At 71.4% G+C, this 26,796-nt stretch carries 24 protein-coding genes; 14 read left to right on the top strand and 10 right to left on the bottom strand.

Annotated features, from left to right (window positions below; all coding sequences use genetic code 11):
* Nucleotides 1–50 precede the first annotated feature (50 nt).
* The 5 genes from CP978_RS28710 to CP978_RS28690 form a co-directional block, all read right to left on the bottom strand.
* The gene (locus CP978_RS28710) at nt 51–1,049 is read right to left on the bottom strand and encodes a LacI family DNA-binding transcriptional regulator (protein ID WP_043445546.1); all 999 of its coding nucleotides are present in this window, start codon (nt 1,047–1,049) and stop codon (nt 51–53) included.
* A gap of 160 nt (nt 1,050–1,209) precedes the next feature.
* Nucleotides 1,210–2,025: an ABC transporter permease gene (locus CP978_RS28705; RefSeq protein ID WP_043445543.1), complete on the bottom strand. Its 816-nt coding sequence runs from the start codon at nt 2,023–2,025 to the stop codon at nt 1,210–1,212.
* Between the two features lie 15 nt (nt 2,026–2,040).
* Complete coding sequence (locus CP978_RS28700; RefSeq protein ID WP_043445540.1) at nt 2,041–2,931, bottom strand: ABC transporter permease; 891 nt, start codon at nt 2,929–2,931, stop codon at nt 2,041–2,043.
* An 8-nt stretch (nt 2,932–2,939) separates the two neighbouring features.
* Nucleotides 2,940–4,148 carry an ABC transporter substrate-binding protein gene (locus CP978_RS28695; RefSeq protein ID WP_043449748.1) on the bottom strand — a complete coding sequence of 403 codons (1,209 nt, stop codon included), beginning with the start codon at nt 4,146–4,148 and terminating at the stop codon, nt 2,940–2,942.
* A gap of 102 nt (nt 4,149–4,250) precedes the next feature.
* Nucleotides 4,251–5,288 (bottom strand): ABC transporter ATP-binding protein, encoded by a 1,038-nt coding sequence (locus tag CP978_RS28690; protein WP_150478330.1) that lies wholly within the window; start codon nt 5,286–5,288, stop codon nt 4,251–4,253.
* Nucleotides 5,289–5,391: 103 nt separating this feature from the next.
* On the opposite strand from CP978_RS28690, the gene CP978_RS28685 reads away from it, so the two are divergent.
* Nucleotides 5,392–6,138 (top strand): FadR/GntR family transcriptional regulator, encoded by a 747-nt coding sequence (locus CP978_RS28685; protein WP_079162352.1) that lies wholly within the window; start codon nt 5,392–5,394, stop codon nt 6,136–6,138.
* 128 nt (nt 6,139–6,266) lie between these two features.
* On the opposite strand, the gene CP978_RS28680 is transcribed toward CP978_RS28685, so the two are convergent.
* A complete protein-coding gene (locus CP978_RS28680; RefSeq protein ID WP_043445537.1) occupies nt 6,267–6,935 on the bottom strand; it encodes an MmyB family transcriptional regulator in 669 nt (222 codons plus the stop codon).
* Nucleotides 6,936–7,157: 222 nt separating this feature from the next.
* Here CP978_RS28680 and CP978_RS28675 point away from each other — a divergent pair, with 222 nt between their 5' ends.
* The 5 genes from CP978_RS28675 to CP978_RS28655 all read left to right on the top strand — a co-directional run bounded on the left by CP978_RS28675 (nt 7,158) and on the right by CP978_RS28655 (nt 11,657).
* Nucleotides 7,158–7,814 (top strand): helix-turn-helix domain-containing protein, encoded by a 657-nt coding sequence (locus CP978_RS28675; RefSeq protein ID WP_150478329.1) that lies wholly within the window; start codon nt 7,158–7,160, stop codon nt 7,812–7,814.
* A gap of 32 nt (nt 7,815–7,846) precedes the next feature.
* Entirely contained in the window at nt 7,847–8,380 is a 534-nt protein-coding gene (locus CP978_RS28670; RefSeq protein ID WP_043445531.1) for a hypothetical protein, read from the top strand.
* Nucleotides 8,381–8,400: 20 nt separating this feature from the next.
* The gene (locus CP978_RS28665) at nt 8,401–9,582 is read left to right on the top strand and encodes an MAB_1171c family putative transporter (protein WP_043445529.1); all 1,182 of its coding nucleotides are present in this window, start codon (nt 8,401–8,403) and stop codon (nt 9,580–9,582) included.
* A 63-nt stretch (nt 9,583–9,645) separates the two neighbouring features.
* Nucleotides 9,646–11,058, top strand: coding sequence for an FAD-dependent oxidoreductase (locus CP978_RS28660; protein WP_043445526.1), 1,413 nt, complete (start codon nt 9,646–9,648; stop codon nt 11,056–11,058).
* A gap of 374 nt (nt 11,059–11,432) precedes the next feature.
* Complete coding sequence (locus CP978_RS28655) at nt 11,433–11,657, top strand: hypothetical protein (RefSeq protein WP_043445524.1); 225 nt, start codon at nt 11,433–11,435, stop codon at nt 11,655–11,657.
* Nucleotides 11,658–11,705: 48 nt separating this feature from the next.
* Here the strand turns inward: CP978_RS28655 and CP978_RS28650 are convergent, their stop codons facing one another.
* Together CP978_RS28650 and CP978_RS28645 are read right to left on the bottom strand one after the other, a co-directional pair.
* Complete coding sequence (locus CP978_RS28650; RefSeq protein ID WP_043445522.1) at nt 11,706–12,413, bottom strand: 4'-phosphopantetheinyl transferase family protein; 708 nt, start codon at nt 12,411–12,413, stop codon at nt 11,706–11,708.
* The gene (locus CP978_RS28645) at nt 12,346–13,266 is read right to left on the bottom strand and encodes a metallophosphoesterase family protein (RefSeq protein WP_043445521.1); all 921 of its coding nucleotides are present in this window, start codon (nt 13,264–13,266) and stop codon (nt 12,346–12,348) included. The genes CP978_RS28650 and CP978_RS28645 overlap by 68 nt, the downstream gene beginning before the upstream one ends.
* Before the next feature lie 327 nt (nt 13,267–13,593).
* Here CP978_RS28645 and CP978_RS28640 point away from each other — a divergent pair, with 327 nt between their 5' ends.
* Both CP978_RS28640 and CP978_RS28635 read left to right on the top strand, forming a co-directional pair.
* Nucleotides 13,594–14,751: an ATP-grasp domain-containing protein gene (locus tag CP978_RS28640; protein WP_043445519.1), complete on the top strand. Its 1,158-nt coding sequence runs from the start codon at nt 13,594–13,596 to the stop codon at nt 14,749–14,751.
* Nucleotides 14,752–14,928: 177 nt separating this feature from the next.
* Nucleotides 14,929–16,620 (top strand): carbohydrate binding domain-containing protein, encoded by a 1,692-nt coding sequence (locus CP978_RS28635; RefSeq protein WP_043445517.1) that lies wholly within the window; start codon nt 14,929–14,931, stop codon nt 16,618–16,620.
* 165 nt (nt 16,621–16,785) lie between these two features.
* Here CP978_RS28635 and CP978_RS28625 read toward each other — a convergent pair whose 3' ends face one another.
* A complete protein-coding gene (locus CP978_RS28625) occupies nt 16,786–18,126 on the bottom strand; it encodes a 6-phospho-beta-glucosidase (RefSeq protein ID WP_043445515.1) in 1,341 nt (446 codons plus the stop codon).
* Nucleotides 18,127–18,439: 313 nt separating this feature from the next.
* On the opposite strand from CP978_RS28625, the gene CP978_RS28620 reads away from it, so the two are divergent.
* Entirely contained in the window at nt 18,440–18,964 is a 525-nt protein-coding gene (locus tag CP978_RS28620) for a DUF4981 domain-containing protein (protein WP_227745493.1), read from the top strand.
* On the opposite strand, the gene CP978_RS28615 is transcribed toward CP978_RS28620, so the two are convergent.
* Nucleotides 18,954–19,637 carry a DUF4232 domain-containing protein gene (locus CP978_RS28615; RefSeq protein WP_052454344.1) on the bottom strand — a complete coding sequence of 228 codons (684 nt, stop codon included), beginning with the start codon at nt 19,635–19,637 and terminating at the stop codon, nt 18,954–18,956. The two genes, CP978_RS28620 and CP978_RS28615, sit on opposite strands and share 11 nt — an antisense overlap.
* Before the next feature lie 291 nt (nt 19,638–19,928).
* Here CP978_RS28615 and CP978_RS28610 point away from each other — a divergent pair, with 291 nt between their 5' ends.
* The 5 genes from CP978_RS28610 to gnd all read left to right on the top strand — a co-directional run bounded on the left by CP978_RS28610 (nt 19,929) and on the right by gnd (nt 26,778).
* On the top strand, nt 19,929–21,257 hold the full coding sequence (locus CP978_RS28610) for a chloride channel protein (RefSeq protein WP_052454343.1): 1,329 nt from the start codon (nt 19,929–19,931) through the stop codon (nt 21,255–21,257).
* 206 nt (nt 21,258–21,463) lie between these two features.
* Entirely contained in the window at nt 21,464–22,870 is a 1,407-nt protein-coding gene (locus CP978_RS28605; RefSeq protein WP_043445509.1) for a glycoside hydrolase family 16 protein, read from the top strand.
* A gap of 377 nt (nt 22,871–23,247) precedes the next feature.
* The gene (zwf, locus tag CP978_RS28600) at nt 23,248–24,864 is read left to right on the top strand and encodes a glucose-6-phosphate dehydrogenase (RefSeq protein WP_107070462.1); all 1,617 of its coding nucleotides are present in this window, start codon (nt 23,248–23,250) and stop codon (nt 24,862–24,864) included.
* Nucleotides 24,861–25,796, top strand: a complete 936-nt coding sequence (opcA, locus tag CP978_RS28595) for a glucose-6-phosphate dehydrogenase assembly protein OpcA (protein WP_043445506.1) — start codon at nt 24,861–24,863, stop codon at nt 25,794–25,796. The genes zwf and opcA overlap by 4 nt, the downstream gene beginning before the upstream one ends.
* 103 nt (nt 25,797–25,899) lie before the next feature.
* Nucleotides 25,900–26,778, top strand: a complete 879-nt coding sequence (gene gnd, locus CP978_RS28590; protein WP_043445503.1) for a phosphogluconate dehydrogenase (NAD(+)-dependent, decarboxylating) — start codon at nt 25,900–25,902, stop codon at nt 26,776–26,778.
* Nucleotides 26,779–26,796: the final 18 nt, after the last annotated feature.

Raw genomic sequence — 26,796 nt, 5'->3', positions numbered from 1 at the left:
CCCGCAAGATGTCGCGCAGAATCTGAAATTATTTGACAGTGGAGCGGATCTCAGAGACGAGGCGCTTGCGCGGTCGATCCCCGTACCACCAGTTCGGGCTCGAACAGCAGCTCGTCGGCCGGTACGGAGCTGCCACCGATCTGGGCGTGCAGCAGTTCGACGGCGGCCTTGCCCATGGACTCGATGGGCTGCCGGACGGTGGTGAGGGGCGGTTCCGTGCAGTTCATCAGCGCGGAGTCGTCATAGCCCACCACGGAGATCTGCGACGGGACGTCGAGTCCCCTGCGGCGTGCGGCCCGCACCACGCCCAGCGCGAGCGGATCGCTGGCGCAGATGAATCCGGTGACCCCCCGGTCGATGAGCTTGGCGGCGGCCGCGTGCCCGCCCTCGATCGAGAAGATGGCCCGGGCGACGAACTCCTCCGGGATCTCCCCGGCGATCGCCCGCGCCGCGGCCAGCTTGCGCGCCGAGGGCACATGGTCGTTCGGCCCCAGCACCAGTCCGATCCGCTCGTGGCCCAGCGAGGCCAGATGCCGCCAGGCCTGTTCCACCGCCACCGCGTCGTCGCAGGAGACCCCGGGGAAGCCGAGGTGCCCTATGGCCGCGTTGATCAGGACGACCGGGATGTTCCGGTCGGCGAGCAGCCGGTAGTGGTCGTGCGGGGCGTCGGACTGCGCGTAGAGTCCGCCGGCGAAGACGACGCCGGAGACCTGCTGGTGCAGCAGCAGCGTCACATAGTCGGCTTCGGAGACCCCGCCCTTGGTCTGGGTGCACAGCACCGGGGTCAGCCCGAGCTGGGCCAGGGCACCGCCGATGACCTCCGCGAAGGCCGGGAAGATGGGGTTCTGGAGCTCCGGCAGCACGAGGCCCACCAGCCGGGCGCGCTCACCGCGCAGCTGGGTGGGCCGCTCGTACCCGAGGACGTCGAGCGCGGACAGCACGGCCTGCCGTGTGGCCTCGGAGACGCCGGGTTTGTTGTTGAGCACCCGGCTCACCGTGGCCTGGCTGACTCCGACCTTCTTGGCAACCTCAGCAAGTCGACGCGTCATACACGCAAGAATAGCGCAAGCCACGCAAGCGGTTTGCGTAGCCGTCGCGGCAAGGATCCGGCCGCTCTCCCGCCCGGACCCCTCGGCCTGCAAAAAAGCCGCCGGAGTGCGGGGACCTCCCCGGTCGGTCCCCGTACTCCGGCGGCGGTCTCGGGAGGCCTCAGATCCGGCTCTCCGTCGCCGTGTCCGACGACAGGCGCTGGGCGAGGTAGATGGGGATCACCGAGAGCAGCACGAGCACGGCCGCCACCACGTTCACGACCGGGGCCTGCTGGGGCCGGGTCATGTTGTTGAAGATCCAGATGGGCAGGGTCTCCACGCCCGCTCCCGCCGTGAACGTGGTCACCACGATCTCGTCGAAGGACAGCGCGAACGCCAGCAGACCGCCCGCGAACAGCGCGGAGCGCACCATCGGGAACGTCACGTCGACAAAGGCCCGGAAGGTGTGGGCCCCCAGGTCCATCGCCGCCTCCTCGTACGAGCCGGAGGTGCGCCGCAGCCGTGCGACCACGTTGTTGAAGACGACGACGATGCAGAAGGTGGCGTGCCCGACGACCACGGTGAACAGCCCGAGGCCGACCCCGAGCGGCTTGAGGACCGTACTGAACGCCGAGTTGAGCGCGATACCGGTGACGATACCGGGCAGCGCGATCGGCAGGACCACCACGAACGAGACCGTGCCCCGGCCGAAGAAGCGGTGCCGGGCCACCGCGAAGGCGATCAGCGTGCCGAGCACCAGGGCCACCGCGGTGGCGCCCAGACCCGCCTTCACCGAGACCCACACCGCGTTGCGGGCCCCTTCGTTCTCCCAGGCCACCGACCACCAGTGCACGGTCCACCCGGGCGGCGGCCAGCTCGCGCTGCGGTCCGGGTTGAAGGAGTTGACCAGCACGAGCGCGAGCGGCACATAGATGACCGCGAAGCCGAGCCCGGCGGCGATGCGCAGCGCGATGCGCGCGGAGCGGGACAGTTGCATGTCGAGGGACCTCTTCTAGAGGCTGCTGAGCGCGCCGGTGCGGCGCATCGCCAGCAGGTACAGCACGATGACCACCACCGGAACCGTGCCCAGCGCGGCGGCCATGGGCAGGTTGAGTTCGATGTTGGAGTAGACCAGGTTGCCGATCAGCTGGGTCTTGCCGCCGACGATCTGCACGGTGATGTAGTCACCGAGGCTGAGCGAGAAGGTGAAGACCGAACCGGCGGCGACCGACGGCAGCACCATCGGCAGGACGACCGTGCGGAAGGTGCGGCCGGGGCGCGCCCCCAGGTCGGCGGACGCGTCGAGAAGGCCGGCCGGCATCTGCTCCAGGGCCGTGTGGATCGGCAGGATCATGTACGGCAGCCAGAGGTACGTCAGGGTGATGATCGCGGCCGGCAGTCCGAACCCGGGGCCGCTCAGGCCGAACGGCTCCAGCATCCAGTCCGCGAGCCCGCCCTGGGACAGGATGAGCCGCCATGCGTACACCTTCACCAGGTAGCTCGCCCACAGCGGGGTGAGGATCGCGACCACCAGCAGGGGACGCCAGCGGGGCCGGGCCACCCGCGCGGTGAAGAAGGCCAGCGGGAAGGCGATCACGGCGCACAGCAGGGTCACGGAGAGGGCCACGCCGAGGCTGCGCAGGATCACCTGCCGGAAGACCGGCGTCGTCAGCAGCTCATGGAAGTTGTCCGTGGACCAGACCCGCACCACCTGGGAGGTGAAGGTGTCCGTCGTCCAGAACGCGGAGACGAACAGGACGCCCAGCGAGCCGAGATAGAGCACGCCCAGCCACAGCAGGGGGGCGGTCAGCAGCAGGGACAGCCGCAGCCGCGGTCGGCGGTGCAGCAGCCCGGCGAGCCGCCGGACGGGAGACCGTCCGGCGGCAGGCAGGGAGGCGCTCATCGTCGTCCTCAGCCCTTGATCTCGGTCCAGGCCTGGACCCACTTGGTGTAGGGCACGCACTTGACGTCGGTACGGCCGTCGAGGCACTGCTCGATGGGCGTACGCCAGAAGGCGACCTTCTTCCAGTACTCCGCCTCACCGGCGTGGTACGTGTCGCAGAAGCCCTTCTCGCTGGTCTCGGCGCACGCCTCGGAGTTGGCCGGGGCCTCGCCGAAGTACTCGGCGACCTGGGCGTTGGCCTTCGGCGAGATGATCCAGTCCATCCACTTGTAGGCGCAGTTGGGGTGCTTGGCCTTGGCGGACAGCATCCAGGTGTCGGACCAGCCGGTGGCGCCCTCGTCGGGGAGGAAGGCCTTGATCTTGGCGCCCTCGCTCTCCGCGATGTTGGCGATGACCTGCCAGGTGGTGCCGACGACGGAGTCACCGCTCTTGAAGGCGGAGATCTCCTTGAGGTAGTCGCTCCAGTACTCGCCGACGTTCACGTTCTGCTTCTTCAGCAGGTCGACCGCCGCGTCGAACTGCTTCTGGTCGAGCGCGTAGGGGTCCGTGATCTTCAGCTCGGGCTTGGTGTTCTTCAGGTAGAGCGCCGCGTCGGCGATGTAGATCGGGGAGTCGTACGCGGTGACATGGCCCTTGTAGGAGGCCGCGTCGTCGAAGACGGCGGACCAGGAGGTCGGCGCGGGCTTGACCTTCTTGGTGTTGTACATCAGCAGGTTGGCGCCGCGGCCGTGCGGGATGCCGTAGGCCGTGCCCTTGATGGAGTTCCACGGCTGGAGCTTCAGGTCGTCGAAGACGTTCTTGTAGTTGGGCACCAGGTCGGTGTTGACCGGGGCCGCGTCACCGGAGGCGATGAGGCGCAGGGAGGCGTCGCCGGAGGCGGAGACGGCGTCGTACTCACCCGTCTTCATCAGCTTGACCATCTCGTCGGAGCTGGCCGCGACCTTCGAGTTGACCTTGCAGCCGGTCTGCTTCTGGAAGTCGCTGACCCAGTCGACCTTGGGGTCGTTGGAGCCGTCCTCCACATAGCCCGCCCAGTTGACGAGGTTGACCTGGCCCTCGGTCTTGCCCAGCTCGGTCTGCGCCTTGAGGTCCGGCGGGTTGAAGCCGTTGCCGCCGGGGGACGCGGACGAGCCGCCCGAGTCGGACGAGCCGCAGGCGGAAATCGCGAGCAGCGCCGCCACGGCCGCGGCGGACTGGAGGGTTCGGGTGAGACGCACGACGTTCTCCATGAGTGATGGGGGGGGACCTTGCGTGGGGGGTGAAGCGTTTGGTCGGGGACCTCTGGGACGGCGGCGCCCCTCAGGGGCGCGCCGAGGGGGTCAGCTCGTTTCGGGCACCTGGACCGCGTGGCGGCGATGCCACTGCAGGCGCACCCGGGTGCCCCGGTAGGCGGCGACGTCCTCCGAGGAGGTGTCGAGGTTCTGCTGGAGGGCGGTGAGGCGGCCGCCCGCGTCGAGGTCCACCAGGAAACGGGTGGCGTCTCCCAGATAGACCACTTCGGCGACGGTGCCGTCGGCGGTGGAGTGCTCCGGCTCGTCCGCGAGGGCGGACTCCTTGAGGACCCGGATCTTCTCGGGCCTGATGCTGTAGGTGCCCCATGCCCCCACCACCCGCTGCGCCGCCTCGCCCTGGAGCAGGTTGGAGGTGCCCACGAAGGAGGCGACGAACGCGGTCGCGGGGCGTTCGTAGATCTCGGCGGGGGTGCCGACCTGTTCGATGCGGCCCTGGTTGAAGACGGCGATGCGGTCGCTCATCGTCAGGGCCTCCTCCTGGTCGTGGGTGACGAACACGAAGGTGATCCCGACCTCCCGCTGGAGCGCCTTGAGTTCGACCTGCATCTGCTCGCGCAGCTTGAGGTCGAGGGCGCCGAGCGGCTCGTCGAGCAGCAGCAGCCGGGGGCGGCCGACGAGGGCGCGGGCGAGCGCGACCCGCTGCCGCTGACCGCCGGAGAGCTGGGCGGGCCGTCGCTTGCCGAAGCTCTCCAGGCGTACGCCGGCGAGTGCCTCGCGGGCCCGGCTCAGTCGCTCCACCTTGGCCACCTTGCGCACCTTGAGGCCGTAGGCGACGTTCTGCTCGACGGTCATGTGCGGGAAGAGCGCGTAGTCCTGGAAGACCGTGTGCACATCGCGCTCGAAGGGCGCGAGGCCGGTGACGTCCTGGCCGCCCAGCTCGACCGTTCCCGAGCTGGGGCTCTCGAAGCCCGCGATCATCCGCAGGACGGTGGTCTTGCCGGAGCCGGAGGGGCCCAGCATCGAGAAGAACTCCCCGTCGGATATGTCCAGGTCGACGCCCGCCACTGCGGTGGTGCCACCGAACTCCTTCCGCAGACCCCGCAGCCGGATCGCGCTTCCCTTCATGACGGGAACCTTTCTGGTGCACTCTTACGTTGAAGTAAAAAGATATGAACTCATAGTTCAAATCTCAAGTCCTGGCTAAGGTAAAGGTTGAGCAACGCACAAGGTGGTGGCCGTGAAGCACAACAGAGGCGCCGGAGCCCGGACAGCGGTCTTCACTCCGGTGGACACACGGGCGCGCGTCGAGACGGTCGTCCGCCGCATCGGCGACGCCATCGAGCTCGGACTGCTCGCCGACGGCGAGCAACTCCCGGGCGAGAGCGTACTTGCTGGACAGCTGGGCGTGTCCACCGTGACCCTGCGGGAGGCGCTCATGGCGCTGCGGCAGCAGGGATTGGTCACCACCCGGCGGGGGCGCGGCGGCGGCAGCTTCGTCTCGCTGCCCGACGACCCCTCCGAGGAGCGGATCCTGGCGCGGCTGGCCGACTGGAGCACCGAGGAACTGAGGGACCTGGGCGACCACTGGGCGGCCATCTCCGGCGCCGCCGCCCGGCTCGCGGCCCAGCGCACCGAGCCGGACGACCTCCAGCCGCTGCGCCGCACCCTGGAGGAGTTCGCGGCGGCCCGGGGCGCCTCGGCGCGCAGCCGGATCCATGGACGGTTCCAGGTGGAGCTGGCCGCCGCCGCGCAGTCCGCCCGGCTCACCCGGGAGCAGGTCGCGCTGCAGACGGAGGTCGGGGCGCTGCTGTGCCTGGTCCTCGGGGACGACACCCGTCGCCACAAGCTGACGGATCGTTATCGGACCGTGATTTCCGCCGTGCAGGACGGGGCCCACGACGTGGCCGGGGAGCTGGCCGAGCGATGCGTCCGGGACATGACGGCACGGCTCATCGCGGTGCGGCTCACCCTGTAATCCGCCGACGGCCGGACCGAGTTGAGCGACGGGGCGCCCCGCGCCCCGGGTGGCCGTCCTCCGGAAACATCGAGCCCCGGCACCGTCGGCGACCTGAACGCCGACGGGGCCGGGGATCCGCGAAGGCCTCAGCCCTGCGGTGCGGGCACCACCCGGAGATGGCCCGCCGCACGTCGGGCCGGGCGGGCCGGGCGCGGGGCGGGTGCCTGGGGCCGCGCTTCGCGCAGCACCAGGGTCAGCCGCGCATACCCCATGTCCTGGAGCGTCCTGGGAGTCTCCCCCACCAGCCGGCAGTCGGCGCCCCAGCGCGGGTCGGGATGCAGCAGCGGCCGCACCGCCCCGTCGTGCTCCAGGGCGTGCCGTCCGACCGCACGGATCCAGTGCGGCAGTCCGTGCCGGTAGGCGGCGTCCATGATCGGATCCTGAGCGATGTCCCGGCGGATGGCCTGCAGTCCATGGTCGTGACCGTGCCGTTCCACCGCCGCGGAGAAGTGTGCCAGCATCGGCAGGCACCAGCTCGACTCATGGTCGCCGAGGACCGTCGACGCGTCCGGGTGGAACAGCACGAAACGCAGGAAGTTGTCTCCCGGCATGGCCGTCGGATGCGGTGCGACCCGGCCGAAGAGCGCCTCGAACGCGGTGTTGGTGAGGACGACGTCCCAGCGGTGGTCGAAGACCAGGGACGGATAGGGGGCGGCTTCCAACAGCGCGGCGTAGTCCTGCAGATACGCCCGCGCTTCCGGACTCTCGGGGACGGGTCGCGGCTGCGGCCGCTGCCCTCCTGCCTGATGTGCCATCGGGAGGTCACCCCTCTTGCCCTTGCGGCCTTCACGCGGCGCCCCGATCCTGCTGCCCCACCTCAACCCGTGTCAACTATCGTGGCATTCAGGGGCGGTTGACGGCTGAATCTCGCCACAGTTGTGGCGAGACCTGGATGCGGGTTCATGGAAGCGGATAGCCTTTCCCGTGGTTCCGGACGACCCTGACGACGATCTGAGAGACATGTAGGAGACCCCTCGGTGACGGATGGCTTCGAGGTTCCGGACACCATGACGACGGATCGGCTGCCGTCCGTCGTCTCCCGGGTCACCGCCCTCACCGACCGACTGGGCGTACCGCACGAGGAGGTCTTCGACGTCCCGCGCCTGTCGGTCGAATCCGGTGTCCCGGAGCCGGTGGTCAAGGCCCTGCTGGGCGGAATGCCCGCCGGGGAACCCGACCTCCAGGCACGCTTTCTGCAGCGGCTCGACCTGCTGCGCCACACCCGGCTGAAACCCAACGGACGCAAGTACACCCAGCAGGAGATCGCCGACGGCGCGGGCATGTCGCGTCAGCAGGCGGGTGCCCTCATCAACGGGGACCGGCGCCCCACCATGGAGCACTGCGACGCGATCCAGCGCTTCTTCAAGGTGCACGCGGGCTTCCTCACGGCCGAGGACAGCGAGGCGCTCACCCATATCCTCCAGCACTGTGAACAGGAGCTCCTCCAGCAACTCGCCGACCGCGAGCGTGCTTCGGCCGATGCCGCGGCCGACCCGCTGGAGCGGCTGCTGCAGGACCACGGTGTGCGCGGCATCGCCTGGCGGGCCGCCCAGCTGCCCACCGACCAGCACCGTGACAAGGTCGCCGAGTGGCTGGACATGCTCCTGGAGAGCGTCAAGCGGCCCGAGTTGTGATCCTGGGGAGGACCGTGGGCATCGGAAGGAAGATGCGCCGTCTGTGCGGCGAGCTCGTGGAGGAGCTCTCGCTGACGGCGCCGGCGGAACCGGCCGAGCTGTGCGCGGCGCTGTGCGACGCCATGAGCCGGCGCCGCGGCCGTCCGGTCCGGTTCCGCACGGCCCCCTTCCCGCCCGGCACAGCCAGCGGACTGTGGATCGACATGGCCGAGCAGGACCTCGTCGTCGTGGAGGAACGCACCGCCCCCGACCACCAGTTGGTGATCCTCGGCCATGAGCTGTGGCACATGAACGCCGGGCACCACGGCCACCCTGTGGAGGGCCTTGCGGTCGCGGCCCGGTCGCTGAGCGACACCGCCGACCTGGAGGCCACCGTCCGCCGGGTCGCCGCCCGTACCCGGTTCGACCTCGCCGACGAGCAGGAGGCCGAGAGCTTCGGGCTGCTGCTGGCCAGCAAGTGCCGTACCTGGCTGCCCGGTTCGGCGCTGCGCGGCCCGGTCAAGCGGGACGACCTGGCGGGGCGGATCGAGACCTCGCTGGGCTACCGCGGCCCGCAGAGCCGCTGAACGGCCCGGGCGGGAACGCGATGGACGGATCGAGCTACTACATACCCGCCGCCGCGATGGCGTGCGCCCTGGTCCTCAAGGCACCCGCGCTGCTGCGTTCCTGGCGCGATCCGCTGCTGCGTTCGGTGTGCACCCTGCTCACCCTGGCGGGGCTGGTCTTCCTCTTCGCCGCACCGCCGACCATCGCGAAGGTCAATCGCCTCACCGGTATCACCAATGTCTCGGCGCCCCTGGTGTACTGCCTGCTCAGCGCCTTCAGCGCCGCCTGTCTGGTGCTGGTCGTCAACTGGCGCGGCGGCCCGCCCGCCCAGACCCGTCTCCTCACCCGGCGGATCACCGCCGGATACGCCGTGGTGATCGTCGCCCTGGTGGTGCTGTTCGCCCTCGGGGACGCCCCGGTGGAGCGGCTGCGCGACTTCGACACCTACTACGCCCGCACCCCGTATCTGCGCGAGCTGATCGTGCTCTATCTGACGGCGATGACCGTCGCCGGTCTCGCGATGACCGCACTGTGCTGGCGCTGGGCCCTCCAGGTGCACGACTGGCTCCGGGCCGGGCTGCTGATCATCGTGACCGGCTATCTGTTCAACCTGGCCTATCTGGCGACCAAGTTCACGGCCGTGGTGGCCCGTTGGTGCGGCGGTGACCTGGACGGCCTGAGCACCTATGCGGCACCCGTGCTGGCCTCCGCGGGCGCGCAGATCAGCGCCGTCGGCTTCTGTCTTCCGCTGGCCTGCCGACGCGTCGGGGACAGCTGGACCACCTGGACGACCTACCGCAGGCTCGGACCGCTGTGGCACGAGCTGCGCCCGGTGTCCGCCCACGCCGGCCGGGAGCTGCGCATCTCCTGGTGGTCGCCGGTCGAACTGCAGGTGACACAGCGGGAGTCCGACATCCACGACGGCATGCTCAGCCTCTACCCCTACTTCGACCCCGCGGTCCGCTCCCGCGCCTATGACGCGGCGGTGGCGACCGGCTCGGACCCGCTCCAGGCGGAAGCCGAGGCGGACGCGGCGATGGTGGCGGCGGCCGTACGGGCCAGGGCCGCCGACCCGGAGGGCCGGGTCATCGACGCGGCGGAGGTGACCCTCGCCTCCGCTCCCCACGAGGGGTCCAGGGACCTGGTGCGGATGTCGCTGGCCCTGCGCCGGTCACCGGTCGTCGCGGCCGTCCGCGGGCAGGCCTGGGGGCCACCGCGGTGACGCCGCGCCCGACGCCGCCGCGCCCGTCAGCTCTCCCCCTCGACAGAAAGAGTGCCCCCGCCCATGTCTGACAGAGCCGCTCCTCGCCGCACCGCGGTGGTCGTCGGCGGCAGCATCACCGGCATGCTCGCCGCTTCGGTGCTCGCCGACCACGCCGATGTCACCGTGGTGGAACGCGATGTCCTTCCCGACGGTCCCCGGCCGCGCAAGGGACTGCCGCAGGCCCGCCATGCCCATGTGCTCTGGTCCGGCGGCGTCAAGGCCCTGGAAGAGCTGCTGCCGGGGGTCGTCGACGAGTTGGTGACGCACGGCGCCCACCGGGTCCGCATCATGACCGACCTGGTGTCCAAGGCCCCCTCGGGCCAGTGGTTCCGCCGGTTCGAGCACAGCCGTCACACCAATGTGCTGTGCAGCCGCGATCTGCTGGACGCCGTGATCCGGGCCAGGGTGCTGAAGGACCGGCGGATCACCCTGCTGACGGACACCGAGGCGCTCGGTCCCGAGGGCGGCGCGGACCGGGTGCGCGGGATGCGCGTCCGTACGGCGGGCGCCACCACCTCTCTGCCGGCCGACCTGGTGGTGGACGCGAGCGGGCGGGCCAGCCGGGCCCATGTCTGGCTGCGGGAGCTGGGCCTCCCGCCGGTCCCCGAACGCACCGTCGACGCCGGCTTCGCCTATGCCAGCCGGATGTACCGTGCGCCCGGAACCACCGCCGCCGGATTCCCCATCGTCAACGTCCAGGCCGACCCGCGGAACGCTCCCGGCAGGGCCGGCATCATCACCCCCGTCGAAGGGGGCCGCTGGCTGGTGACGCTCGCCGGGACCCGGGGCGGACAGCCCACCGCCGACAACGAGGCGTTTCTGGCCTTCGCCCGGACGCTGTCCCATCCGGTCATCGGTGAGCTGCTCGCCGACGCCGAACCCGAGACCGATGTCGTCACCTCCCGGAGCACCGTCAACCACCGGCGCTACTACGAGAAGGCCACCCGCTGGCCCGAGGCCTTCACCGTCCTCGGGGACGCCGTGGCCGGCTACAACCCCGTCTACGGCCACGGGTTGAGCGTCTCCGCGCTGAGCGTCCTCGCCCTGCGCCGTGTGCTGCGCCGGAGGGACCTCGTCGCGCCCGGCACGGCCCGGCGCATCCAGAAGGCTGCGGCACGCCCCGTCGAGGGCGCCTGGAGCCTGGCGGTCGGCCAGGACGTCTTCTACCCGGGCGCCGGTGCCGAGCCGCCCACCCGGCTGGAGAAGGCCCTCACCGCCTTTGTCGACAAGGCGGTGGACGCCGGGTCACGCGACCCGCGCGCCCTGCGGGTGCTCCTGGACGTGATGAGCATGGAGGCGTCCCCCGCCCGGCTGCTCGGGCCCGACATGCTCGCCCTGATCTGTTTCGGCCGGAAGCGACCGCCCCTCGACGGCCCCCCGCTCACCGGGACCGAATGGCGTGCGGTCACGGCGACACCGGCACGGGAGGAGTGACGCCCGGGCGCCCGACCACCCCGCCCCGAGGCCATACGGACACACGGGCCCCGCACCCGCCGCCCCTCAGCCCCACGCACCTCAGGGCCGACGAACGGCTCCCCGCCGCCACGGCCACACCGCCGTCCGTGACGCCCTGCCGCGGGACTGCAGGGGCCCCGGGCCACGGAACCGGGATCGCCCCTGCCGCACAGCACCGGCCCACTGCGCCGACCGGGCGAACCCCCGCCCGTGGAACCGGCATTGTCAGTGGCGCACGGCAAGCTGAAGCCACGTCACCGGTCGGCGCGGCGGGCGGCCGCGTGCCGGGGCGTGTGCCGTGCACCTGTGCCGCGCGACGCCTGTCGCCCGGCCGACCCGGGGAGAGCCGACCGATGCCGACCGCCGTAGGGACCGACCGTGAACGCGCCGCCGTACAGGCCTATCTGCACCTGCTGCACACCGTACGGGCCGCCCTGGACGGTCCCCCCGACCCACGGCGACCGCCCCTGGTGCCGCCCGCCGTACTGGCCGAGGCGGACCGGGCCCTGGCGGACGCGGGACTCAGCGGCACCGAGAAGGAGTTCTTCCGTCTGGTCGGCGACCGGTGCTCCCGATGACCCTCGTGCACCGGCCCCGCGAGCCCGGCCCGATCCGAACGAATGTGCCTAGCCTTGGGGCACGACCACGGAGGTCGCGGCCAGTCCGTGCCGGGCCGCCCAGCGGCCCTCGAAGACCTCCACCCGGCGACCGGCCACCACCGGCCCCGGGACCAGCAGCCGGGCCCGGAGAGTTCCGCCGGCGGAGATGCCCGAGCCGTCCCCGGCGTCCGGCGCGTCGCCCGGCAACAGCTCTATGTCGGCCTCGTGGAAGTCGAGCCACCGGCCGGTCAGCGGGAACCACGCCTTGTAGACGGACTCCTTGGCGCTGAACAGCAGCCGGTCCCAGTGGACCGACGGATGGCTGCGGGCGAGCCCCCGCAGCCGCGCACGCTCGGCGGGCAGCGAGATCGCGTCCAACACGCCGTCGGGCAGCCGGTCATGGGGTTCCGCGTCGATGCCCAGCGAGACCAGTTCCCCGGCCCGGGCCAGCGCGGCGGCACAGTAGCCGTCGCAGTGCGTCATGCTGCCGATCAGCCCGTCCGGCCAGCGCGGCGCGCCACGCTCACCGGGCAGGATGGGGCGTCCCGGCACGCCGAGCTTCTCCATGGCCTGCCGCGCACAGGCGCGTACGGTGGCGAACTCCCGGCGCCGTTTGTCGACGGCCCGGGCGACGACGGCCTCCTCCTCGGGGTAGAGGAAGGTGTCGTCACCGGTCGTGGCGTTGCCGGAGGCCTCCACCACCGCCACCGAACCCGGGACCAGATCCTCGAACACCTGCTTGAACCTCCATCGGCAGAATGTGGCGCAGCCTCCCGGGCGGCCCCGGGCGTGGGCCCCATTCGCGGGGGTAGCCGACCGACACCTCTTCGAAGCGGACGCCCTCGTGGTGGGTGGTCCGCGGAATGTGCAGATGCCCGTAGACCATGCAGGCGACACGGAAGCGGCGGTGCCAGTCGGCCGTCAGCCGGGTGCCGCACCACATGGCGAACTCGGGATAGCGCAGGACGTTCATGGGGTGCCGGTCCAGCGGATAGTGGTTCACCAGCACCGTGGGGAGGTCGTCCGGGATCTCGGCGAGCCTGCGCTCGGTCTCGGCCACCCGGGCCCGGCACCAGGCCTCGCGGCTCGGGTAGGGGTCGGGGTGCAGCAGAAACTCGTCCGTGCAGACGATCCCGGTGCTGTGGGCATAGGCCAGCCCCTGCTCCTTGGTCGCGCAGCCGGCCGGCAGGAAGGAGTAGTCGTAGAGCAGGAACAGCGGCGCCACCACCGCCGGTCCGCCAGGACCCTCCCAGATCGGGTAGGGGTCCTCGGGCGTGGTCACTCCCAGTTCCCGGCACAGGGCGACCAGATGCTCGTACCGCTCGACCCCGCGCAGGGTGACGGTGTCCTTCTGGTGGGTCCACAGCTCATGGTTGCCCGGCGCCCAGATCACCTTGCGGAAGCGGCCGGCGAGCAGCTTCAGGGCCCAGCGGATGTCGGCGACGGTCTCGGCCACATCACCGGCGACCAGCAGCCAGTCCTCGTCCGACGTGGGCCGCATCCGCTCCACCAGGGCCCGGTTCTCCGGGTATCCGATGTGCAGATCGCTGATGGCGAGCAGCCGTCCACGGCCTTCCGACGACTCCACCCGCGCCCCTTTCAAGAATCGAACGTGAACACAAGAACACACCGGGACCTCGACCGACAAGGGAGACCCGCGGGAGCTAGGGGAACCCCCGGAAAACACCGGTCCGCGGATGCTCACGGGGCCCGTGGGACCACCCGTGCCACCGGGACGGAGCCGGGGCGGATCCGTAACGCGCGTGTAGCAGTGGCAGTGCCCGGAAGGGCCTATGATCGCCCCAGCACATCCGCAACGAACGCTGTGACGCGCACGACGGCTCGGTGCACCTCCCCCACCCCTGGCCGGGCACGGCCTGCTTCGCCCTGCCCGCGTTCCCGAAAGGCGGCCTGCATGGTCTCTCGCGTACGCGTCTGGCTCAACCGCACGTACGCGGAGAACGTGTTCTTCATGGATCAGCTGCGGAGAAATCCGAGCGACCGGGCGGTCGAGATCCATGCCACCCATGGCAGCGCCGACTCCCCCGTCCTGGCCGCGGCCGACACCGCCGAGCTGGAGCCGGAGGGGCTGTCCCCGGCGGCCTATGTCGAGTACGCCCTGGACCAGTGCGCGCGCCGCGGCATCGATGTGTTCGTGCCCCGGCTGCATCAGGAGGCGATCGTCGCGCACCGCGCCGAGTTCGAGGCGGCCGGTACGGCACTGCTGGCGCCGCCCGTCGAGGCGGTGACGGTCTTCCAGGACAAGGTGACGGCCTATCAGGCGGTCCAGGCGGTCGGAATTCCCGTGCCGCCCTGGCGTCGGGTCACGAACGAGGACGAACTCGTCGCCACCGTCGAGGAGTTGGAGGCCGGCGGACACCGGGCCTGCTTCAAGCCCGCGGCAGGCGCGGGCGGTGTGGGTTTCCGGGTCATCACCCGGACCCCCTTCTCGATGGTGCAGCTCGAGGGCTTCCCCAGCCCCTATGTGCCGCTGGACCTGGTGGTCCGGGCGGTGCGCGAGGCCGAGGCGCCCGTCGACTGGCTGGTGATGCCGCGCCTGGAGCAGCCCGAGGTGTCGGTGGACTGCCTGACCGGGCCCGACAACCGGATCCGTATGGCGGTGGGCCGCACCAAGATGGGCCGCCGCCGGGGCTTCACCCTGCACGAGCAGTGGCTGGAGCCGGCCAGGCGGCTCGCGGAGGGCTTCGGGCTGCACCATCTCTCCAACATCCAGTTCCGGATGTACGGCGACCGGCCGGTGCTCATGGACGTCAACACCCGCCCGGCGGGCGGACTGCATCAGCTGGCGCTGTGCGGGATCAACGCCCCTTGGGCGGCGGTGCAGTTGGCGCTCGGGGAGGACCCCGGCACGGTGGTGCCGCCGTTCCTCGGCACGGACTACACCGTGGTCTCGGGGCCGCGTCCGCTGCGTCCGCTCTCGGTTCCGCAGCAGCGGGCCGGGGAGCAGCAGGTGCCCCCCGCGCCGCTCACGGCTCCGGCCGGTTCGGCGGGAGGCGGCTCGGCCGCGGCCGGCACCGCCGGGGTGGACGCGCAGAAGGTGCTGCCGCTGTAGGGCAGGGCGGGACCGATCCGCGCCGAAGCCTTGACAGCGGGATTGGTCCATACCAACTTGGTTGCGCACCCTTCTGCACCTCCCGCGCCTCCCCGCAGTTTCCGTGCACCCCGCAGTCCCGGTGCACCCCGCACTTCCCTGCACTCCCGAACCCCCCATTTCCTTCTGGGAGATCGCATGCGTTCCGTTCTCAGACGTACCAGACGTGCCCTCCTCGCACTCGTCGGCTCCGCCGCCCTCGCCCTGGCCGGGGCGGTCGCCCTCCCCGGGACCGCCGCGGCGGCCAACATCCTGTCCAACCCCGGCTTCGAAACCGGCGGCCTCTCCCCCTGGTCCTGCACCGGCAATCTGGGCTCGATCGTCTCCAGCCCCGTGCACGGCGGCTCCAAGGCCCTTGCGGGCGCCGTGAGTTCCAGCGACAACGCGCAGTGCGGCCAGACCGTCCCGGTCCAGCCGAACACGGCGTACACCCTCAGCGGCTGGGTCCGCGGCAGCTATGTCTACCTCGGTGTGGACGGCGGTGCCTCGACCTGGACCTCGTCCCCGTCGGCGTACAGCCAGCTGTCCGTCTCCTTCACCACCGGCGCCTCCCAGACCAGCGCCACCATCTATGTCCACGGCTGGTACGCGCAGGGGACGTACTACGCCGACGACATCAGCCTGGACGGCCCCGGCGGGGGCGGCGGCGGCTCGGACACCCAGGCGCCGACCGCGCCGGGGAACCTGACCTCCACCGGCAAGACGTCCACCAGTGTGTCGCTGTCGTGGTCGGCCTCGTCGGACAACGTCGGGGTGACCGCGTACGACGTCTACAGCGGCGCCAACCGGGTGCTCAGCGTCTCCGGTACGACCGCCACGGTCAGCGGGCTCTCGCCCAGCACCTCTTACACCTTCACGGTCAAGGCGCGGGACGCGGCCGGGAACGTCTCGGGGGCCTCCAACGCGGTGACCGTCACCACCGCCGCGAACAGCGGCGGCGGGACCACCGGCTTCAAGCAGGCCGCGCCCTATCTCTACCTCGGCTGGGGCGACCCGCCGAACGCGGCCTCGGTGATGAGCTCCACCGGGATCAAGTGGTACACCCTGGCGTTCATGCTGGACTCCGGCGGCTGCAACCCCGCCTGGGACAGCAGCCGACCGCTGACCGGCGGCACCGACCAGAGCGTCATCAACCAGATCCGCTCCGCGGGCGGTGATGTCGTGCCCTCGTTCGGCGGCTGGTCGGGCAGCAAGCTCGGCGCCAACTGCTCCTCGGCGAGCGCGCTCGCCGGAGCCCTCCAGAAGGTGATCAACGCCTATGGCCTCAAGGCCATCGACATGGACATCGAGAACTCGGACGAGTTCGAGAACGAGGCCGTGCAGGCGAAGATCCTTACCGCGCTGAAGACCGTCAAGGCCAACAACCCCGGTCTGAAGACGATCGTCACCTTCGGCACCTCGACGACCGGCCCGACCTACTACGGCAACCGGCTCATCGAGCAGGCGCAGTCGCTGAACGCCGACATCGACGTGTTCACCATCATGCCGTTCGACTTCGGCGGCGGCTCCGACATGTACGGCAACACGGTGAATGCGGCCGAGGGCCTGAAGACCAAGCTGAAGTCCACCTTCGGCTGGGACGACGCGACGGCCTACGCGCACATCGGCATCTCCGGGATGAACGGCCTCAGCGACCAGCAGGAGAACACCACCCCGGCGACCTGGACCAAGATCCGTGACTGGTCCAACTCCCATCACATCGCCCGGCTGGCCTACTGGGCGGTCAACCGTGACCGGCCGTGCGCGGGCGGAGGCGTGGTGAGCAACTGCTCCGGCATCGACCAGAGCACCTGGCAGTTCACCTCCATCACGGCCGGGTTCACCGGCTGACGAAGGACATCGGGGCCCGGTCGCGTCGCGGCCGGGCCCCGGTGCGTCCGGGGCCGGTGCGACCGGGGCCGGTGCGACCGGGGCCGGTGCGACCGGGGCCGGTCCGGGGCCGGTGCGTCCTGGGCCGGTCCGGGGCCGGTGCGTCCCGGCCCTGGCGTGCGCCTCTCAGCGGAGGTACGCCAGTCCGGGGTGGACCGCGGTGTACCCCTCGACCAGCCCCCGGGCGACGTTCACGGAGTCGACCAGCGGATGCAGGGCGAAGGCCTTCACCGCCGTGGCGCGGGAGCCGGACTCGGCGGCGGAGAGCACCTCGCGTTCGACGGCCTTGACCGCGCACACCAGGCCGGTGGCGTGGCCCGGCAGCGGGTCGGCGGCGATGGGGTGCGCCCCGTTGGCGTCGACCAGGCACGGCACCTCGACGACGGCCTCCGGGTCGAGGACCGCGAGGGTGCCGCGGTTGCGCACATTGAGGATCAGGGTGGTGCGCTCGTCACGGGCGATGGCCCGCATCAGGGCGAGCGCCACCTTCTCGTAGCCGCCGGACAGATCCTCGGCCTCCCGCTCCCCGGCGCCCGCGGTCTCCCGGTTCTCGGCCATATAGGTGGCCTCGCGCTCGGCCCGGGTGCGCTCCCAGGCCGTGAGGGCCCCGGCGTCCGGGCGCCTCATCTCCGCGTAGAAGCGGGACTGCTGGTCGCGCAGAAAGGCGCCGCGGGTCTGCTCGGCCTCGCGGTAGGCGCGGACCGTCTCGCGGTTGAAGTAGTAGTAGTGCAGATACTCGTTCGGGATCGCGCCCAGCGACCGCAGCCAGTCGGGGCCGAAGAGCCTGCCCTCCTCGAAGGAGCCGAGCAGCCCGGGGTCGGCGAGCAGCCGGGGCAGTTCGTCGCGTCCTGCGACGCGCAGTCCGCGCACCCAGCCCAGGTGGTTGAGGCCCACATAGTCGATGAACGCCTCGCCCGGGTTCGCCACGCCCAGCACCCGGGCGATACGGCGGCCGAGGCCCACCGGGGAGTCGCAGATGCCGATGACACGGTCACCGAGGTGGCGGGACATGGCCTCGGTGACCAGGCCCGCCGGGTTGGTGAAGTTGATGACCCAGGCATCGGGGGCCAGCCGGGCCACCCGCCGCGCGATGTCGACGGCCACGGGCACGGTCCGCAGCCCGTACGCGATGCCGCCCGCGCCGACCGTCTCCTGGCCGAGCACCCCCTCCGCGAGGGCCACCCGCTCGTCGTCTGCACGGCCCTCGAGACCGCCGACGCGGATCGCGGAGAAGACGAAGTCGGCGCCGCGCAGGGCCTCGTCGAGGTCGGTGGTGGACCTCACCGCGGGCGCGTCGGGCACCCGCGCGGCCTGCTCGGCGAGGACACGGCTCACCGCGGACAGCCGCTCCGCGTCCAGATCGTGCAGTACGACCTCGGTGACCCGGCCCTCGGCCCGGTCGCCGAGGAGCGCCCCGTACACCAGCGGCACCCGGAATCCGCCACCGCCCAGAATCGTCAGCTTCACGCTCGCACCTCTCCTGCCCCGCACACATCCGGACCTGCCACGATCGCCCCGGCGCCCGCCTCCTCGGGCGGGCAGCGGGGTCCTCCTCGATCATCGACCCGTCCCGCGGAGGAGTGCACGGTTCCGTGCCACCGCACCCGAACGGTACCGACGCGTGACTGCCGGCGGGGACGGCGGCCGACGACGTGTGCGCGCCCCGCATCGAGGGTCCGAGCCGGTGCGCATCGCCTGCCACCGGGCCGCCATCGAGTCCATGCCGGGCCTTCAGGGCGGCTTCATCCGGGGGTTCCGGGGTCACGGCAGGCTACGGCGTGTGAGCTACGGGAGAGCGGCCGGACGCAGGGGCACCGGGCGGTACGGGGGCGGCGTGGCCGCGCTCGACCGCTGCCGGCCGGACGCCGGTGTCCTCGGGGAGCTGCCGGGACACGGTGCGGCCCCCATGACCGAGACGGTGTTCCCCGGACACCCGCCCGAGTCGGAGAGCACGGCGCCGGTGGGCATGGAGTGCTTCCGCCATGAGGGCATCGTCATCCGCAATCAGCGGCGCCTCGGCGGCCTGGACCGGCTGACGGCCGAGTGGGAGCTGACCCTCGCCGACGGCCGCACCCTCACCGCCCCGGCCGCTCTGCCCCGGCTCGTCCCGGGCGAGTCGGCCGCCGTGCCACTGCCCTTCGCACTGCCGCGGGACGGCGGTGAGGCCTGGCTGACGCTGCGGGTGCGCACGGCGGAGGACCAGCCGTGGGCACCCAAGGGCACTCAGGTGTGCGTACGGCGGCTGCGGCTGAGGGGGCCCACGGCCCGCTCGGCGGCGGTGGGGTCGGGCGCGGCTACTGCCTGACGGGGCCGACGAACACGGCCTCATCGGTGGAACCGTCCTCCAGGACCGGCAGATGCACGGTGAGCTGGAGGGTGCCCCGGTGCGTCTCGTTGGGCGGGACGATCACCGCGCTGCTGAAGGTCGCACCGGTGCCGCCGCTGTCGTTCCGCAGCGCCAGCAGATCGAAGGTCGCGCTCCGTCCCGGGGCGAGGGTGACGGTCTGCGGGTTGTCCATGGTGCGCTGGGCGCTGACCCGGCCGTCCTTGCCGACCAGGTCCACGCTCGGGTAGCCGCGCAGGGAGCAGATCGTGGAGCCGGAGTTGGTCAGCCTGATGACGACAGCGCTGAAGTCCTCCTGGGTGTGGGTCGCGCCCTTGGCGAAGGTCAGGTTCATGGTCTTGCAGGACGGGCCGGGGTTCACCAGCACACTGGGGCGGGCGGGGCTGCCCGGCCGGGGCGGTGAGACCGGGGGCCGGGACCTGGGCGCCGCCGGGGACCTTCCGGCCGTCGAGCCGGTCCCGGACGCCGCGAGGGTCCCCGTGACGGAAGCACCCGGAGAGGCCTGGCCGGAGCGTACGGGGCGCGCTCCCCTGCCCTTCTCGTCACCGCTGCCCTTGCACGCGGTGAGCGGGATCCCCGCCGCGAGCACGACGGCGATGAACGCCGGCACCGTGCGGAGCCGTGGAACACGCATGAGATCCCCCCTGGTTGAGAGCACCGGAGCAGCATCACGATCCCGGCAAGGAAGGTACACGCGAGATCACCCGGTGTGATCGCGGCTCGCGGGGGATCGTTCACATGCGCGACGTCACCCGCCGCCGGACGGGCCGTCCGGTCCCCTTCGACCGTGCCCGGGCCGACGCCCTCGCCGGACCGCACGGGGGCGCGACACGCGAGCCGGACGGGCACGGCCCCGGGCGGCCCCGCCGGGAGACGATGCCCGGCGAGGGCCGAGTGACGGCCGGCTTCCCGGGAAAGGCGAGCGATGGGTGGTGGACGCGGCGACGACCGCGGCAGGGACCGGGCGGGGGCGGTGGGGCAGCCGAACCTCGTCGCGCCCGTGGATGTCCCCGCGCTGTCCGTGCGGTTCTGGGTGCTGGTGCTGGCCACGGGGGTGCTGGCGGGGCTCGCGGGTGCCGCCCTGATGGTGCTGCTGCACACGGCGGGCCACCTCACCTATGCCTACCGGTCGGGGAGTTTCCTGGCCGCGGTCGAACGGGCCGGTGCGCCCCGCCGGGTGGTGGCCCTGGCCCTCGCCGGGGCGGTCGCCGGGATCGGCTGGTGGCTGCTGCGGTGGTGGACGGGGCCCGGCGGACCCGAGGTGAGCGCGGCACTGTGGCGGGACAAGGGGCATCTGCCGCTGCGCCGCAGTCTGGGCACCGCAGTGCTGTCCGTGGTGATCGTGGGCATGGGCGCGTCGCTGGGGCGGGAGGCGGCACCCCGGCTGGCCGGTGCGGCGCTGGCCTCCCGGCTGTCCGACTGGGCCCGCCTGGACACCGCGCACCGCAGACTGCTGGCCGCCTGCGGCGCCGGTGCCGGCATGGCGTGCGTGTACAACGTCCCGCTGGGAGGGGCGCTGTTGACCCTGGAGGTGATGCTCGGTGTGCTGTCGCTGCGGCTGGCCCTGCCCGCCCTCGCCACCTCCTGCATCGCGACCGCGGTCGGCTGGATCCTGCTGCCCTCCGGGCCCACCTATCAGCTGCCCGATGTGCCGCTGTCCGCCTCGCTGACCGTGTTCGCCGTGCTGATCGGGCCCTTCGCGGGGCTGCTCGCGGTCGGCTGGGTGCGTCTGATCAGGATCGCGCACGAGCTCCGGCCGAAAGGGTGGCGGCCACTGGTCGCGCCCCTGCTGGTGTTCACCGCGGTCGGCGCGCTGGCCGTCCCGTATCCGCAGCTGCTCGGCAACGGCAAGGACATCATCCAGCTCACCCTGGGCGCACAGCTCGCCGCCCCCGCACTGGTGGCCCTGCTCCTCCTCAAGCCGATCGCCACCGCCGCCAGCCTGGGCAGCGGCGCCAGCGGCGGGCTCTTCACCCCCACGGTCGCCACCGGTGCCCTGCTGGGCGCCCTCGCCGGGCAGGGCTGGACCCTGGCCTGGCCGGGAGCGCCCGCGGGCTTCGCCGTCGTCGGGGCCGCCGCCGTGCTGGCCGCCGCGATGCAGGCGCCCGTCGCCGCCATCGTGCTGATGCTGGAACTCACCCGCACCATCGACGCGCTGATGGTCCCGCTGCTCCTCGCGGTCACCGGAGCCATGGTCGTCTCCCGGAGGCTCGACACCCCGTCCATCTACTCCGTACGCCTCCCCGCCCAGTGACTCCCGGCCGAAGCGGAATCAGCACACCTCCCGTTTCACCCCCTGAACTCCCTTGCCGCGCAAGGACTTTCCCGGCTTCGCCTCTTGACGGCCGAGCAAGGTCAGAGGACATTGGCCGCGCGGCGTGAGAGCGCTCTCAACCAGTCCGACCCCCTCTGCTCTCGCGCGCCTCCGCATACCCCCACCTGTACCGAGGAGGCACACCCATGAAGATCACCTCCGGCATCCCCCCGAGACGCCGCCCGCTGCGCCGCGCACTGGTCGCGGTGCTCGGCACCATGGGCCTGGCCGTGGCGGCCGCCACGGCCGCCACCCTGCCCGCGAACGCGTCCGCCCCCGCACCGCCCTCCGGCTGGAACCAGGTCTTCCTCGACGACTTCAACGGGCCCGCCGGATCCGGCGTCGACACGGGCAACTGGCAGTACGACCTCGGCACCGGCTACCCGGGCGGTGCCGGCAACTGGGGTACCGGCGAGGTCGAGACGATGACCTCCAGCACCGACAACGTCTCGCTGGACGGCAACGGCAATCTCCTGATCACCCCGCGCCGTGACGGCTCCGGCCACTGGACCTCGGGGCGCATCGAGACCACCCGCGGCGACTTCCAGCCCCAGGCGGGCGGGGCGCTGCGCGTCGAGGCCCGCATCCAGATGCCGAACGTCACCGGCGCCGCCGCCAAGGGCTACTGGCCCGCGTTCTGGATGCTGGGCACGCCGTACCGGGGCAACTACTGGAACTGGCCGGGCGTCGGCGAGCTGGACATCATGGAGAACGTCCAGGGGCTGAACACCAACTGGTCCACGATGCACTGCGGCACCAGCCCGGACGGCCCCTGCCACGAGACCACCGGCATCGGCGGCTCCACCTCCTGCACCGGCGCCACCTGCCAGGCCGGCTTCCACACCTACGCGGTGGAGTGGGACCGCTCGACGAGCCCCGAGGAGATCCGCTTCTCCCTCGACGGCACCACCTTCCACACCGTGAGGGCGAATCAGGTCGACGCCGCCACCTGGGCGAACGCCACCAACCACGGCTACTTCGTGATCCTGAACGTGGCGATGGGCGGCGGCTTCCCGGACGCCTTCGGCGGCGGCCCGGACGGCGGCACCGAGCCCGGGCACCCGATGGTGGTCGACTATGTGCGGGTGCTCCAGTCCTCCGGCGGCGGGGGCGGCACCACCCCTCCGCCGTCGTCCGGCAACCGGAACGCCTACGACCGGATCGAGGCCGAGTCGTTCGACAGCCAGTCGGGGGTGGTCACCGAGGCCACCACGGACAGCGGCGGCGGCCAGAACATCGGCTCGCTGGCGAACGGCGACTGGGCTCTCTACAAGGGCGTCGACTTCGGCTCCTCGGCGGCCACGCAGTTCTACGGCCGGGTCGCGAACGGTGCGGCCCAGGGGGTCGGCGGGCTGGTCGAGGTGCGCCTCGACAACCGTTCGAACGCACCGATCGGCAGCTTCGCGGTGGGCAACACGGGCGGCTGGCAGAACTGGCAGACGGTTCCGGCGAACATCTCCCCCGTCACCGGCACCCATGACGTCTATCTCACCTTCACCAGCGGCCAGCCCAACGACTTCGTGAACGTGAACTGGTTCTCCTTCGGTCACTGACAGGAAGACGGGAGACGGGAGACGGGAGACGGGAAGTGCCGAGGGGGGCGGGCCAAGTGCCCGCCCCCCTTTCTGTGCCCTTCCGCCGTCCGTGAAGGCCCGCGTGGCGATCGGGCGGGTGTCGCCGCGACCTGGTACCGGTACGTCGGTGAGAGTGGACGCATCGTCTCCCCGGACACCGAGGTGCCTCCGCCGGTGCCGGAACCCGGTGCGGCGGGTACGGCTTCACCGCCGGGACGTGGCCGCCGCCGAGGAATCCCTCGCACCCGTCAGCGGTTGTTCCGACCGCCGAAGGGCACCGTGGAGTCCGGGGCGGGCCGGGACGACCTGCCGGAGGCGGTAGCACACTGCATACGGAGCAAGGGAGTTGATGGGCAATGAGTGAGGAGAGGTCCGAGGGGACCACTGCCGGGAACACGGAGCCGGAGACCGTGACGACCGGAGCCACGGGTGAGAACGGAAGCGCGGCGGAGGACTGGGGCAACCCCCTCCGTGATCCCCGCGACCGGCGTCTCCCCCGGATCGCGGGCCCCTCCGGTCTGGTGATCTTCGGTGTCACGGGCGATCTGTCCCGCAAGAAGCTGATGCCCGCCGTCTACGACCTCGCCAACCGGGGTCTGCTGCCGCCGGGCTTCTCGCTCGTCGGCTTCGCCCGGCGCGACTGGGCCGACGAGGACTTCGCCGAGGTGGTGCACCAGGCGGTGCGCGAGCATGCCCGTACGCCCTTCCGCGAGGAGGTGTGGCAGCAGCTCGCCGAAGGCATGCGGTTCGTCCCCGGCACCTTCGAGGACGACGACGCCTTCGCACAGCTGTGCACGGCCATCGACGAGCTGAACGCGTCCCGGGGCACCGGCGGCAACTATGCGTTCTATCTCTCCGTGCCGCCGAAGTTCTTCCCGCAGGTCGTCCGGCAGCTGAAGAAGCACGGGCTCGCCGACGCCCCGGCGGGCTCCTGGCGGCGCGCGGTCATCGAAAAGCCGTTCGGCCATGATCTGGCGAGCGCGCGTGACCTCAATGCGATCGTGCACGATGTGTTCGAACCTGACCAGGTCTTCCGCATCGACCACTATCTGGGCAAGGAGACGGTCCAGAACATCCTGGCACTGCGCTTCGCCAATCAGATGTACGAGCCGGTGTGGAACCGCTCGTATGTCGACCATGTGCAGATCACCATGGCCGAGGACATCGGCATCGGCGGCCGGGCCGGCTACTACGACGGCATCGGCGCCGCCCGCGACGTCATCCAGAACCACCTCCTCCAGCTGCTGGCCCTCACGGCCATGGAGGAGCCCATCGCCTTCGACGCGGAGGCGCTGGTCACCGAGAAGCTGAAGGTCCTCAGGTCGGTGGAACTCCCGGAGGACCTCGGCGGCCACACCGTGCGGGGACAGTACGCGGCCGGCTGGCAGGGCGGCGAGCGGGTCGGCGGCTATCTGGAGGAGGAGGGCATCGACCCCGGGTCCACCACGGACACCTATGCGGCGATCAGGCTGGGGATCGACAACCGCCGCTGGGCGGGCGTGCCCTTCTATCTGCGCACCGGCAAGCGGCTGGGCCGCCGGGTCACCGAGATCGCGGTCGTCTTCCAGCGGGCGCCGCACTCCCCCTTCGACACCACCGCCACCGAGGAGCTCGGCGAGAACGCGATCGTCATCCGCGTCCAGCCCGACGAGGGCATGACCGTGCGCTTCGGTTCCAAGGTGCCGGGTACCTCGATGGAGCTCCGGGACGTCAGCATGGACTTCGCCTACGGCGAGTCCTTCACCGAGTCGAGCCCGGAGGCCTACGAACGGCTGATCCTGGACGTACTGCTCGGCGACGCCAATCTGTTCCCCCGCACCGAGGAGGTGGAGGAGTCCTGGAGGATCCTCGACCCGATCGAGGAGTACTGGGCCTCCCACGGCAAGCCCGCACAGTATCCCGCGGGCACCTGGGGTCCGGAGGAAGCCGACGAGATGCTCGCACGAGACGGACGGAGCTGGCGCAGGCCATGAAGATCGACCTCACCGACACCACGTCAAGCCAGATCAACAAGGCCCTGGTGCAGGGCCGCCGGGCCATCGGCACCCCCGCCGTGGGCATGGTCCTCACCCTGGTCATCGTCACCGACGAGGAGGACGCCTATGACTCGCTCAAGGCGGCCGAGGAGGCCTCGCACGAACATCCCTCGCGCACCCTGGTCGTCATCAAGCGGCACGCCCGCACCCTGCGGGACCGCACCTCCTCCCGGCTGGACGCCGAGGTCCGGGTGGGCGCCGACGCCGGTACCGGCGAGACGGTGATGCTGCGGCTCTACGGGGATGTGGCCGACCACGCCGACTCGGTGGTGCTGCCGCTGCTGCTGCCGGACGCCCCGGTGGTCGTGTGGTGGCCGGTGGACGCCCCGGACAACCCGTCCAGGGACCCGTTGGGCGCCCTCGCCCAACGCCGGATCACCGATCTGTACGCCGTCGAGGTGCCGCTGGCCGTGCTGGAGACCCGGGTCTCCTCGTACGCGCCGGGCGACACCGACCTGGCCTGGACCCGGCTGACGCCCTGGCGGTCACTGCTGGCCGCGGCGCTCGACCAGGCCCGTATCCCGGTGACCTCGGCGGCCGTCGAGAGCGAGGCCGGGAACCCCAGCGCCGAACTGCTGGCCCGCTGGCTGGGGTCCCGCCTGGAAGTGCCCGTCGAACGGGTCGTCACGGACGGACCGGTGGTCACGGCCGTCCGGCTGGGCACCGCGAAGGGCGAGATCGTCATCGACCGCCCCGAGGGCCCGCTGGCCACCCTCACCCTGCCGGACCAGCCCCCGCGCACCATCGCGTTGAAGGTGCGTCCGACCTCCGAGCTGATCGCCGAGGAGCTGCGCCGCCTCGACGCGGACGAGATGTACGCCATCGCCCTGCGCGGCGAGGCCGCCGGGAGGAACACCCGCCGTGTCTGACCGCCCCGGGCCCCTCAGACCCGTCCAGGCTTCTGGCCCCGGTCCTTCCACCGCTGCCGCCCTCATGGCCGCGCGTCGCACACCCAGGGAGAAGTGAACTGATATGCAGATCGGACTGATCGGTCTCGGCAAGATGGGCGGCAATATGCGCGAGCGCATCCGCCGCGCGGGCCACACCGTCGTGGGCTACGACCGCAACCCCGAGCTCTCCGACGTCGGCAGCCTGAGCGAACTGGCCGAGAGGCTCGACGCCCCGCGCGTGGTCTGGGTGATGGTCCCGGCCGGCGCCGCCACCCAGTCCACCGTCGACGAACTCGCCGGCCTGCTCTCCCCCGGGGACACCGTGGTCGACGGCGGCAACTCCCGCTGGACCGACGACGAGAAGCACGCCGAGCAGCTCGCGGCCAAGGGCATCGGCTTCGTCGACGCGGGCGTCTCCGGCGGGGTGTGGGGGCTCGAGAACGGCTATGCCCTGATGGTCGGCGGCGACAAGGAGCATGTGGACCGGCTGGGGCCGATCTTCGAGGCGCTCAAGCCGGACGGCCCCTACGGCTATGTCCATGCGGGCAAGGTCGGCGCGGGCCACTTCGCCAAGATGGTCCACAACGGCATCGAGTACGCCATGATGCAGGCCTACGCCGAGGGCTGGGAGCTGCTGGAGAAGGTCGACTCCGTGGAGAACGTCCGGGAGATCTTCCGCTCCTGGCAGCAGGGCACGGTGATCCGCTCCTGGCTGCTGGACCTCGCGGTCGACGCCCTGGACGAGGATCAGCACCTCGGCAAGCTGCGCGGCTACGCCGAGGACTCCGGCGAGGGCCGCTGGACCGTCGAGGCCGCCATCGACAACGCCGTGCCGCTGCCCGCGATCACCGCCGCGCTGTTCGCCCGGTTCGCCTCCCGGCAGGACGACTCCCCGCAGATGAAACTGATCGCGGCACTGCGCAACCAGTTCGGCGGCCACGCCGTCGAGTCAAACAAGTAGCCGAGCGGTCAAGGACCG

This window comes from Streptomyces nodosus, from assembly GCF_008704995.1.
GTDB lineage: Bacteria > Actinomycetota > Actinomycetes > Streptomycetales > Streptomycetaceae > Streptomyces > Streptomyces nodosus.
Note: the sequence above shows the minus strand (reverse complement) of the source record. Positions and strands in the feature narration are given on the sequence as shown.

Excerpts from the sequence above, each read along its gene's own strand:
- CP978_RS28710 (WP_043445546.1), bottom strand. The coding sequence starts at position 1,049 with ATGACGCGTCGACTTGCTGAGGTTGCCAAGAAGGTCGGAGTCAGCCAG.
- CP978_RS28705 (WP_043445543.1), bottom strand. The coding sequence starts at position 2,025 with ATGCAACTGTCCCGCTCCGCGCGCATCGCGCTGCGCATCGCCGCCGGG.
- CP978_RS28700 (WP_043445540.1), bottom strand. The coding sequence starts at position 2,931 with ATGAGCGCCTCCCTGCCTGCCGCCGGACGGTCTCCCGTCCGGCGGCTC.
- CP978_RS28690 (WP_150478330.1), bottom strand. The coding sequence starts at position 5,288 with ATGAAGGGAAGCGCGATCCGGCTGCGGGGTCTGCGGAAGGAGTTCGGT.
- CP978_RS28680 (WP_043445537.1), bottom strand. The coding sequence starts at position 6,935 with ATGGCACATCAGGCAGGAGGGCAGCGGCCGCAGCCGCGACCCGTCCCC.
- CP978_RS28670 (WP_043445531.1), top strand. The coding sequence starts at position 7,847 with ATGCGCCGTCTGTGCGGCGAGCTCGTGGAGGAGCTCTCGCTGACGGCG.
- CP978_RS28665 (WP_043445529.1), top strand. The coding sequence starts at position 8,401 with ATGGACGGATCGAGCTACTACATACCCGCCGCCGCGATGGCGTGCGCC.
- CP978_RS28660 (WP_043445526.1), top strand. The coding sequence starts at position 9,646 with ATGTCTGACAGAGCCGCTCCTCGCCGCACCGCGGTGGTCGTCGGCGGC.
- CP978_RS28655 (WP_043445524.1), top strand. The coding sequence starts at position 11,433 with ATGCCGACCGCCGTAGGGACCGACCGTGAACGCGCCGCCGTACAGGCC.
- CP978_RS28640 (WP_043445519.1), top strand. The coding sequence starts at position 13,594 with ATGGTCTCTCGCGTACGCGTCTGGCTCAACCGCACGTACGCGGAGAAC.
- CP978_RS28635 (WP_043445517.1), top strand. The coding sequence starts at position 14,929 with ATGCGTTCCGTTCTCAGACGTACCAGACGTGCCCTCCTCGCACTCGTC.
- CP978_RS28615 (WP_052454344.1), bottom strand. The coding sequence starts at position 19,637 with ATGCGTGTTCCACGGCTCCGCACGGTGCCGGCGTTCATCGCCGTCGTG.
- CP978_RS28610 (WP_052454343.1), top strand. The coding sequence starts at position 19,929 with ATGGGTGGTGGACGCGGCGACGACCGCGGCAGGGACCGGGCGGGGGCG.
- CP978_RS28605 (WP_043445509.1), top strand. The coding sequence starts at position 21,464 with ATGAAGATCACCTCCGGCATCCCCCCGAGACGCCGCCCGCTGCGCCGC.
- zwf (WP_107070462.1), top strand. The coding sequence starts at position 23,248 with ATGAGTGAGGAGAGGTCCGAGGGGACCACTGCCGGGAACACGGAGCCG.
- opcA (WP_043445506.1), top strand. The coding sequence starts at position 24,861 with ATGAAGATCGACCTCACCGACACCACGTCAAGCCAGATCAACAAGGCC.
- gnd (WP_043445503.1), top strand. The coding sequence starts at position 25,900 with ATGCAGATCGGACTGATCGGTCTCGGCAAGATGGGCGGCAATATGCGC.